General features: G+C 72.9%; 7 protein-coding genes. All 7 read right to left on the bottom strand.

What is annotated here, in order from left to right:
• Positions 1-365: 365 nt before the first annotated feature.
• Genes JNW89_RS19680 through JNW89_RS19650 form a run of 7 tightly spaced genes read right to left on the bottom strand, consistent with a single transcriptional unit; the run spans position 366 to position 8443 of the window.
• Entirely contained in the window at positions 366-1088 is a 723-nt protein-coding gene (locus tag JNW89_RS19680) for an ABC transporter ATP-binding protein (RefSeq protein ID WP_238450015.1), read from the bottom strand.
• Complete coding sequence (locus JNW89_RS19675; RefSeq protein ID WP_088963289.1) at positions 1085-2083, bottom strand: ABC transporter ATP-binding protein; 999 nt, start codon at positions 2081-2083, stop codon at positions 1085-1087. The genes JNW89_RS19680 and JNW89_RS19675 overlap by 4 nt, the downstream gene beginning before the upstream one ends.
• Before the next feature lies 1 nt (position 2084).
• Positions 2085-3221, bottom strand: coding sequence for an MFS transporter (locus JNW89_RS19670; RefSeq protein ID WP_238450014.1), 1137 nt, complete (start codon positions 3219-3221; stop codon positions 2085-2087).
• Entirely contained in the window at positions 3218-5002 is a 1785-nt protein-coding gene (locus JNW89_RS19665) for an IucA/IucC family siderophore biosynthesis protein (protein ID WP_238449883.1), read from the bottom strand. The genes JNW89_RS19670 and JNW89_RS19665 overlap by 4 nt, the downstream gene beginning before the upstream one ends.
• Positions 4999-5568 carry a GNAT family N-acetyltransferase gene (locus tag JNW89_RS19660; RefSeq protein ID WP_238449882.1) on the bottom strand — a complete coding sequence of 190 codons (570 nt, stop codon included), beginning with the start codon at positions 5566-5568 and terminating at the stop codon, positions 4999-5001. The genes JNW89_RS19665 and JNW89_RS19660 overlap by 4 nt, the downstream gene beginning before the upstream one ends.
• Positions 5565-6857 carry a lysine N(6)-hydroxylase/L-ornithine N(5)-oxygenase family protein gene (locus JNW89_RS19655; protein WP_238449881.1) on the bottom strand — a complete coding sequence of 431 codons (1293 nt, stop codon included), beginning with the start codon at positions 6855-6857 and terminating at the stop codon, positions 5565-5567. The genes JNW89_RS19660 and JNW89_RS19655 overlap by 4 nt, the downstream gene beginning before the upstream one ends.
• A gap of 26 nt (positions 6858-6883) precedes the next feature.
• On the bottom strand, positions 6884-8443 hold the full coding sequence (locus tag JNW89_RS19650; protein WP_238449880.1) for an aspartate aminotransferase family protein: 1560 nt from the start codon (positions 8441-8443) through the stop codon (positions 6884-6886).
• Between the last annotated feature and the right edge of the window lie 61 nt (positions 8444-8504).

Raw genomic sequence — 8504 nt, 5'->3', positions numbered from 1 at the left:
ACCGCTTCTACCGCGGCCTGGGCTTCGTCGCCAGTCACGAGGGCATGAAACTCCCCCTCTGACCACCCCGCACTCCCCACCTCACCCGCTACGAACCTGATGACCCAAACGAATCACCCCCGCTCCCCCACCTCGTGATCAAGAGACTTGCGTCAGAATCCGCCCTTACGGCGACGCAAACCTCTTGATCACCGAGGTGAGTGCGCGCCGGTGAGGGCCTGCGGGGCACACGGGTGTGGGTTGGTGAGGGGTGCCGGCCGGCGGGTGATTCGTTCGCGTCATCAGGTCGCTAGCGTCCGCCGACCGGGTGCTGGTCGTCCCGCAGCGGCCGGCGCGCACCGAACCGGAGCACGGCGCGGTGGGGGTCAGGCGTCGACCAGGTGGCCGTCGCGCAGGGTGAGGGTGCGGTCGGCCAACTCGATCAGGGCCGGGTCGTGCGTGGCGACCAGGGCCGTCATGCCCCGAGCGTGCACGACCGCGCGCAGCAGGTCCATGATGGAGCGCCCGGTTTCCGAATCGAGCTGGCCGGTCGGCTCGTCGGCGATCAGCAGGGCCGGCTCGTTGGCCAGGGCCCGGGCCACCGCCACCCGCTGCTGCTGCCCGCCGGAGAGCTCGTACGGCCGCTGCGCGGCGTGCCCGCCCAGCCCGACCAGCTCCAGCAGCACGGCCACCCGCTCCTCCCGTTCCGCCGCCGGCACTCTAGCCAGCCGCAGCGGCACGCCGACGTTCTCCGCGGCGGAGAGGATCGGCACCAGCCCGAAGGTCTGGAACACGAAGCCCACGGTGCCCCGGCGCAGCCGCAGCAGCTCGGCCTCACCGGCGGCGGTCACGTCGTGCCCGGCCACCCGCACCCGGCCGCTGTCCGGCCGGTCCAGCCCGCCGACCAGGTTCAGCAGGGTGGTCTTGCCGGCGCCCGAGCGGCCTCGGACGGCCACCAGCTCACCCCGGCCGGCCACGAAGGAGACGTCGCGCACCGCGTGCACGGCGTGCTCGCCCCGGCCGAAGGTCCGGCTCACGCCCTCCACCCGAACCACCTCGTCGACGAGGGCCGCGGCACCGGCCCGGCCGGCGGAAACCTGCTCGCTCATGCGTCACTCCCGTTCGGTTCCGGCGTGCGGTCGCCGGGGCGGACCTCGACGTGGTCCGGTTCGAGGTTGAGGCGGACCCGGTCGCGCAGCGCCAGCGCGTCGACGAAGGACGCCGGCAGCTGCATCCGGCCGGCCCGGTCGAGCACGGCGTACTCCTCGCTGACCAGCTCGGTGCTGCCGTCGGCGCCGATCCGCGCCGTCCGGCGTACCTCGGAGGAGGTCCGGCCGTCGCGGATCGCGACGGTCCGGCGGACCTGGGTGGCGACGGCCTGGTCGTGGGTGACCACCACGATCGTCACGCCCAGCTCGGCGTTGATGGTGCGCAGCGCGGCGAACACCTCCGCACCGGTGGCCTCGTCCAGCTCGCCGGTCGGCTCGTCGGCGAAGAGCACCTCCGGGTCGTTCGCCACCGCCACCGCCACCGCGCAGCGCTGCTGCTCACCGCCGCTGAGCTGGCCGGGTCGCCGGTCGGCGCAGTAACCCACCCCGACCAGGTCCAGCAGCTCCTCGGCCCGCCGCCGCCGCGCCCGCCCGCCGCCGGCCCGACCGGCCAGTTTCATCGGCAGCTCGACGTTCTCCCGGGCGGTCAGGTACGGCAGCAGGTTCCGGCCGGTCTGCTGCCAGACGAAGCCGACCACGTCCCGCCGGTAGCTCAACCGTCGCCGGTTGGAGAGGGCGAGCAGGTCGTAGTCGGCGACCCGGGCGATCCCGGCGGTCGGGGTGTCCAGCCCGGACAGGATGTTGAGCAGCGTCGACTTCCCGGAGCCGGACGCGCCGACGATCGCCACCAGCTCACCCCGGTCGATGACCAGGTCGAGCCCCTGCAGGGCGACCACCTCCACCCCCTCGGTCTTGAAGATGCGGACCAGCCCGTCGCAGACGATGTGCCCGCGCAGGCGGTCCTGCCCGCCGGCCCGCTCGGCCGCGCGCTGCGCGGCCCGTCGCTGCAACGCGGCCAGATCCGGTACGGCGGACGTCTCGGCGGTAGCGGTCATCTCAGCTCTCCTCTCCGAGCCGGAGCACCTCGCCGAGGCGCATCCGACGGTTGTTCACGGTCTCGACCGCGACGGCGAAGGCCAGCGCCAGCAGGGCCAGCCCGAGCACCCCGGCCACCAGGCCCGGTTCGAAGCGCACCGTCACCGGCGCCCCGCCGGTGAACGCGGACAGCCCCAGCACCGGGTTCAGCAGCACCGGGAGCACGGCGCCCACCACGGCGCCGGTCAGCACCGAGACCACCACCAGGGGGGTGAGTTCCACCAGCAGCAGGCCCCGCCACTGCCGGCGGGACAGCCCCATCGTGCGCAGCCGGGACAGCACCTGCGCCCGGCCCCGGGCGCCCGCGAGCACCGCGAACGCCAGCGCGAGCAGGCCGAGGACGCCGCCGCCGGCCGCGCCGAGCACCGCCGGCGCCGCCCACCCGTGCTCCGGGCCGGAGATGATCGCCCAGACGACCCCGGTCAGACCGGCCGTGGAGAGCAGCACGCCGAGCAGGTCGAGGCGCCCGTCCACCGGGTCGCGGGACTCCGGCACCAACGCCCCGGCGGCCAGCAGGCAGACCAGCACGATGGGGACGTTGACCAGGAAGATCGCGTTCCACGGCAGGTGGGCGAGGATGGCGCCGCCGATCGGCGGCCCGGCCGCGAAGCCCAGCGCACTGGTGGCCGCCCAGAGACCGATCGCCCGGGGCCGCTCGGCCGCGTCGAAGATCTGCATGGCGACCGCGAGGGTGGCGGTGACCAGGAGGGCACCGCCGATCCCCATGCCGCCCCGGGCGGCGATGAGCTGACCGCTGGTCCCGGCGAGCCCGGCGGCCAGCGAGCCGGCGCCGAACAGGACCAGACCGGCGAGCAGCATCCGCCGCCGCCCGTACCGGTCAGCCGCGCTGCCGGCCGTGAGCAGCAGGCCGCACTGCACCAGCGCGTACGCGTTGATCATCCATTGGACGTCGGCGGTGGTGGCGTCCAGCTCGCCGGTGAGCACCGGGATCGCCACGGTCAGCACGGTGTTGTCGAGGACCACGGTGACCTGGGCCAGGCAGAGCACGGCCAGGATCAGCCAGCGGTGCCGGACCGGACCGGCCGGCCGGGTCGACCCCGCCGGGCTGCCGTCGCGTACCGTGCCGGGAGCGCTCATCGCGGCGGGGCGAAGCGGGCGAGCGGGTTGGCCAGGGTGCCGACGAACTGCAACGCGGCCGACGGGTCGGCGAGGTCAACCATCTGCCGGTTGTTGCGCAGTTGCAGCCGGTTCAGGCAGGACAGCGGGAACTCGGCGGCGAAGAGGTCGTGTCGGCGCAGCCGGTCGGCCAGGTGCGGGACGCTGCGCTGGTAGTCGGCGGCGCACTCGGCCACCGTGCGCCAGAAGTCGTCCTCGGCCAGGACGCTCTCGGTGACCAGGATGGCGTTGAGGTGGCGCAGGAAGCAGTCGAACACGTCGGTGAAGATCGACAGGATCTTCTCCTCGTCGGGGACGGCGACCCGGATGCGCCGCACCGCCGGGGGCAGGTCGGCCTCGGGGTCCATCACGGCGATCTCCTCGGCGATGTCCTTGAAGATCACCCGCTCCACCGCCCCGTCGTGCAGCACCAGGATCACGTTCTCCCCGTGCGGCATGAAGGCCAGGTCGTGGGCGTGGAGGCTGTGCAGCAGGGGGACCAGGTAGGCGTCGAGGTAACGGCGCAGCCAGACCGTCGGCGCCAGCCCCGACTCCGCGACCAGCGCGCCGACGACCGAGCGGCCGCCCCGGTCGACGTGCAGCAGGGACGCCATGGTCGCCAGCCGGCGGCCCGGCTCCAGCCCGGCGACCGGGCTCTCCCGCCAGAGCGCGGCCAGCATCTTCCGGTACGGGGAGTACCGGTCGGTCGCCGCCTCGTACTGCCGGTGGCGGTAGCCGATCGCGGCGCGCTCCCGGATGATCGTCAGCCGGCTGCGTCGGAACACGGGGTCGGTGGCGGCGAGGTCGGCCAGCCAGTCGTTGATCGCCGGGGTGTGCTCCATGTACGCGGCGGAGAGCCCGCGCATGAAGCCCATGTTGAGCACCGACAGGGCGGTCTTGACGTAGTGCTTCTCCGGGTGGGTGCCGTTGAAGAAGGTGCGGATGGACTGCTGGGCGAGGTACTCGTCGGGGCCCTCGCCGAGGCAGACCAACTGCCGCCGGGCCACCTCGCCGGCGAAGGTGACGGCGAGCTTGTTCCACCACTGCCACGGATGCACCGGGAGGAGCAGGTAGTCGGCCGGGTCCAGGCCCAGCCCGGTGAGGGTACGGGCGAAGCCGGCGAGCGTGTCGTCGCCGAGTTCGGCGCGGACCAGGGTGTCGTAGTCCAGGTCGGCGGCGCAGCTGAAGGTGGTGTGGTCGCGGTGGGCGGCCAGCCAGATCAGCCGAACCGGCCGGGCGGCCTCCGGGGCGTACCGGTGGTACTCGTGCACCCCGAAACCGATCCGGCCGTTGTTGGCCACGAAGCAGGGATGCCCCTCGGTCATCTGGGTCTCGACGTCCTGGAAGTCCGCCCGGGCCAGCTTGGTGGCGTCCACCGCCGGCTTGCCGAGCTTGTACGCGGTGCCGGCCAAGGTCGACGTGATCTCCTCGAGGTAGACCGGCAGGATCTCGTCGGTGAGGCCGAGCGCCGCGCGCAGGTCGAGGCAGAGGTCGACGGCGTCCAGCGGCAGCTCGCGGCCGTCGGAGTGCCGGGTGATGCTGGCCGCGTCGACCTGCCAGTGCCGCAGGGCGAGCAGCCGGGCGGTGAACCGGTACTCGACCGTGCCGTCGTCGCCGCGTACCCGGTAGCGGTCCACGCCCAGCGGCTCGGGGGTGATCAGTCGTTCGTGGGCGAACTCCGCGAGGGCCTTGCGGACCAGCAGCCGGTTGGCCTCGGCCCAGTGCCCCGGGGTCAGGTGGTCCACGGATGCGAGCGGGTTCACGCGGGCAGGTCTCCTCGGGTGGCGGCCAGAAACATCTCACGGGTACAGACGCTGAGCAGGGCGTCCTTCTCGGGCTTGCGGATCGGGCCGACGACGGTGAAGCCCACGGCGGCGTTGAGCGCGTGCACGGCGTGGTTACGCACGTCCGGTTCGACGACGACGCGGCGGACGGCCGGGGCGGCGAAGAGCCACGCCATGACCGTGGTGATCACGGCGCGGGTGAAGCCGTGCACGGGAGTGTCGGCGGGCGCGCAGAGGAAGTGCATGCCGACGTCGCCGTCCGCGGCGTCATGCAGGCCGACGAGTTCGACGTGGGCCGGGTCGTACCGCTCGGCGAGGAACGCCGGCCGGCCGCGCCACGAGCCGAGGTACGCGTCGTGGTGCGGGTGCGCGGCGATCCGCCGGTACTCCTGCGCCACCCGGGCCACGTCGGCGTCCTGCATCAGCCAGAACGCGGCCTTGGGGTGGGTGACCCAGCCGTGCAGCAGTGCGGCGTCGCCGTCCGGATCGAGGGTACGCAGGGCGAACTCGCCGAGCCGGTCGTCGACCCGCCGGAACACCGTCACGCGGTCACCGCCACCGTCGCCCCGAACTCCTGGAAGGCGATGCGCCGCTCGATCGGGTAGTGCTCGCGCCCGGTCAGCTCCCGGATGATCCAGGAGTTGCGGTACGCGCCCATGCCGAGGTCCGGCGAGGTGATGCTGTGCGCCTGGGTGCCGGCGTTCTGCAGGAAGACGCCCCGGCCGGTGTGGTCGACGGAGTAGTTGCGGGCGACGTCGAACCGGCCGTGCGAGTCCCAGCGGAGCCGGTCGCGGATCGGCGCCAGGAAGGCGGGCACCCGGTAGTGGTAGCCGGTGGCCAGCACCAGCCCCTGGGTGGTGAGGGTGAAGTCGCGGCCCTGCTCGACGTTGCGCAGGCCGAGCGTGTACGTCCCGCTCGCCGGGTCGTGGGTGGCGGTGCTCAGGGCGGTGTTGGTCATCAGCCGGGTGGGCACCGGGCCGGCCACGCTGCGGGCGTAGAGCAGGTCGAAGATGTCGTTGACCAGGTCGGCGTTGATGCCCTTGAACAGGCCCTTCTGCTCGGCCTCCAGCCGGTACCGGGTCGCCTCGGGCAGGGCGTGGAAGTAGTCCACGTAGTCCGGCGAGGTCATCTCCAGGGTGAGCTTGGTGTACTCCAGCGGGAAGAACCGCGGCGAGCGGGTGACCCAGTTGAGCTGGTAGCCGTGGGTGCCGATGTCGGAGAGCAGGTCGTGGTAGATCTCGGCCGCGCTCTGCCCGCTGCCGACCACGGTGACGCTCCGCTTGTCCCGCAGCGCCGCCCGGTTCTCCAGGTACCGCGAGTTGTGGATCACGTCGCCGCCGAGGTCCCGGCAGGCGTCGGGCACGTGGGGCGGGGTGCCGGTGCCCAGCACCAGGTGCCGCGCCCGGTGGGTGACCCGCTGGCCGGCCGCCGTGGCGTGCACGACGTACCGGTCGTCGGTCGGGTCGTACTCGATCGAGGTGACCTCGTGGCCGAACCGGACGCTGGACAGTTTCGCCGCCGCCCACCGGCAGTAGTCGTTGTACTCGCTGCGCAGCGGGAAGAAGCTCTCCCGGATGTAGAACGGGTACAGCCGCCCGGACTCCTTGAGGTAGTTCAGGAACGAGTAGGGCGAGGTGGGATCGGCCAGGGTGACCAGATCGGCGAGGAACGGCGTCTGCAGGCGGGTGGACTCCAGCAGCATGCCGGGATGCCAGTTGAAGTCGTCGCGGGCCTCGAGGAAGAGCCCGTCGAGGTCGCCGATCGGCGCGGTCAGGCAGGCCAGGCCCAGGTTGTACGGGCCCAGCCCGACGGCGATGAAGTCGTGGGTCGACATGGGATTCTCCAGGGCGGGACGGCCGGTCAGCGGATGGGGCAGGACAGCTCACCGGCCGTGCGGGTACGCACGTACCAGCCGGCGTGTTCGGCGATCAGGTCGAGGACGTGGGCGATGTCGTCCACGGTGGTCTCGGGGTTGAGCAGGGTGAACTTCAGGTGGTGCGCGCCGTCCACGGTGGTTCCCGCGACGAGGGCGGCGCCGGACGCGGCGAGCGCCTCGCGGGCGTACAGGTTGGCCTCGTCGACGAGGGCGCGGCCGGGACCGGTGGGCAGGTAGCGGAAGACCACGGTGCTGAGCTGGGACCGGGTCACCACCTCGAACCGGGGGTCCGCGGTGAGCAGCCGCCAGGCGGCGTCGGCCCGGTCGATCACCTCGTCGAAGAGGGCCCCGACCGCGTCCGGGCCCATGATGCGCAGGGTGAGCCAGAGCTTCAGGGCGTCGAAGCGGCGGGTGGTCTGGATGCTCTTGTCGACCTGGTTGGGGATGCGCTGCTCGACCGCGCGGGCCGGGTTGAGGTAGTCGGCGTGCCAGGTGGCGTGCCGCAGCACCCGGCGGTCGCGCACCAGCAGCGCACTGGAGCTGACCGGCTGGAAGAACGACTTGTGGTAGTCAACGGTCACCGAGTCGGCCCGCTCGATGCCGTCGAGCAGGTGCCGCCGGGTCGGCGAGACCAGCAGCCCGCAGCCGTACGCGGCGTCGACGTGCAGCCACACGCCGGCCGCCGCGCAGATGTCGGCGATCTGCGGCAGCGGGTCGATGGTGCCGAAGTCGGTCGTGCCGGCGGTCGCCACCACCGCCATCACCCGCAGCCCCTCCCGGCGGCACCGGTCGATCTCCCGGGCCAGTTCGTCGGTACGCATCCGGCGCTCGGCGTCGGTGCCGACGGTGACCACCGCGTCGGCGGCGAGGCCGAGCAGCTTCGCCGCCTTCTGCACGCTGAAGTGGCCGGCCGCCGAGGTGAGGATCCGCAGCCGGGTCAGCGACTCCGGGCGGGACGGCCGGGTGCCGCCCGAGGTTGCCGCCCGGCCGACCGCCTCCTCCCGGGCCAGCAGCATCGCCTGGAGGTTCGACTGCGTCCCGCCGCTGGTGAACACCCCGTCCGCGGCCGGCCCGAGCCCGACCCGGTCGATCGTCCAGTCGATCAGGCGCCGCTCGATCAGCGTGCCGCCGGCGCTCTGGTCCCAGGTGTCCAGGGAGGAGTTGACCGCGCTCAGCACCGCTTCACCGAGCAGCGCCGGGATCACCACCGGGCAGTTCAGGTGCGCCAGGTAGCGCGGGTGGTGGAAGTACACCGCGTCGCGCAGGTAGACGTCCTGCAGCTCGTCGAGCGCCGCCCCGGTGTCGCCGAGCGGCCGGTCCAGGTCGATGCCGGCGATCCGGGGCGCGAGGTCCTGCGGGGTGACGCCGGTGAAGGGCCGGTCGGCGGCGGCGACCCGGTCGGCCACCCGGTCGATGCCGTCGGCCAGCACCCGCCGGTAGTCCGCGACGGTGCCGGCGGTGAACAGGTGGGCCCGGTCGGCGGCCACCGGGCCGGGGACGACTCCGGTCGGGAGGGCCTGAACGGTTGCTCCGGGCAGACTCATGGCAGTCCTCAATGGTCGAGAGTGGACACGGCGGGCGGGCGGGCGACGGCGCGGCGGCCAC

The organism is Micromonospora sp. 4G55, assembly GCF_016803375.1.
The sequence above is the reverse complement of the archived record's forward strand: the minus strand, read 5'-3'. Positions and strand labels throughout refer to the sequence as shown.

What these genes read in the sequence shown, in the direction of transcription:
- JNW89_RS19650 (WP_238449880.1), bottom strand. Translation starts at nt 8,443, where the DNA reads ATGAGTCTGCCCGGAGCAACCGTTCAGGCCCTCCCGACCGGAGTCGTC.
- JNW89_RS19680 (WP_238450015.1), bottom strand. Translation starts at nt 1,088, where the DNA reads ATGAGCGAGCAGGTTTCCGCCGGCCGGGCCGGTGCCGCGGCCCTCGTC.
- JNW89_RS19670 (WP_238450014.1), bottom strand. Translation starts at nt 3,221, where the DNA reads ATGAGCGCTCCCGGCACGGTACGCGACGGCAGCCCGGCGGGGTCGACC.
- JNW89_RS19675 (WP_088963289.1), bottom strand. Translation starts at nt 2,083, where the DNA reads ATGACCGCTACCGCCGAGACGTCCGCCGTACCGGATCTGGCCGCGTTG.
- JNW89_RS19655 (WP_238449881.1), bottom strand. Translation starts at nt 6,857, where the DNA reads ATGTCGACCCACGACTTCATCGCCGTCGGGCTGGGCCCGTACAACCTG.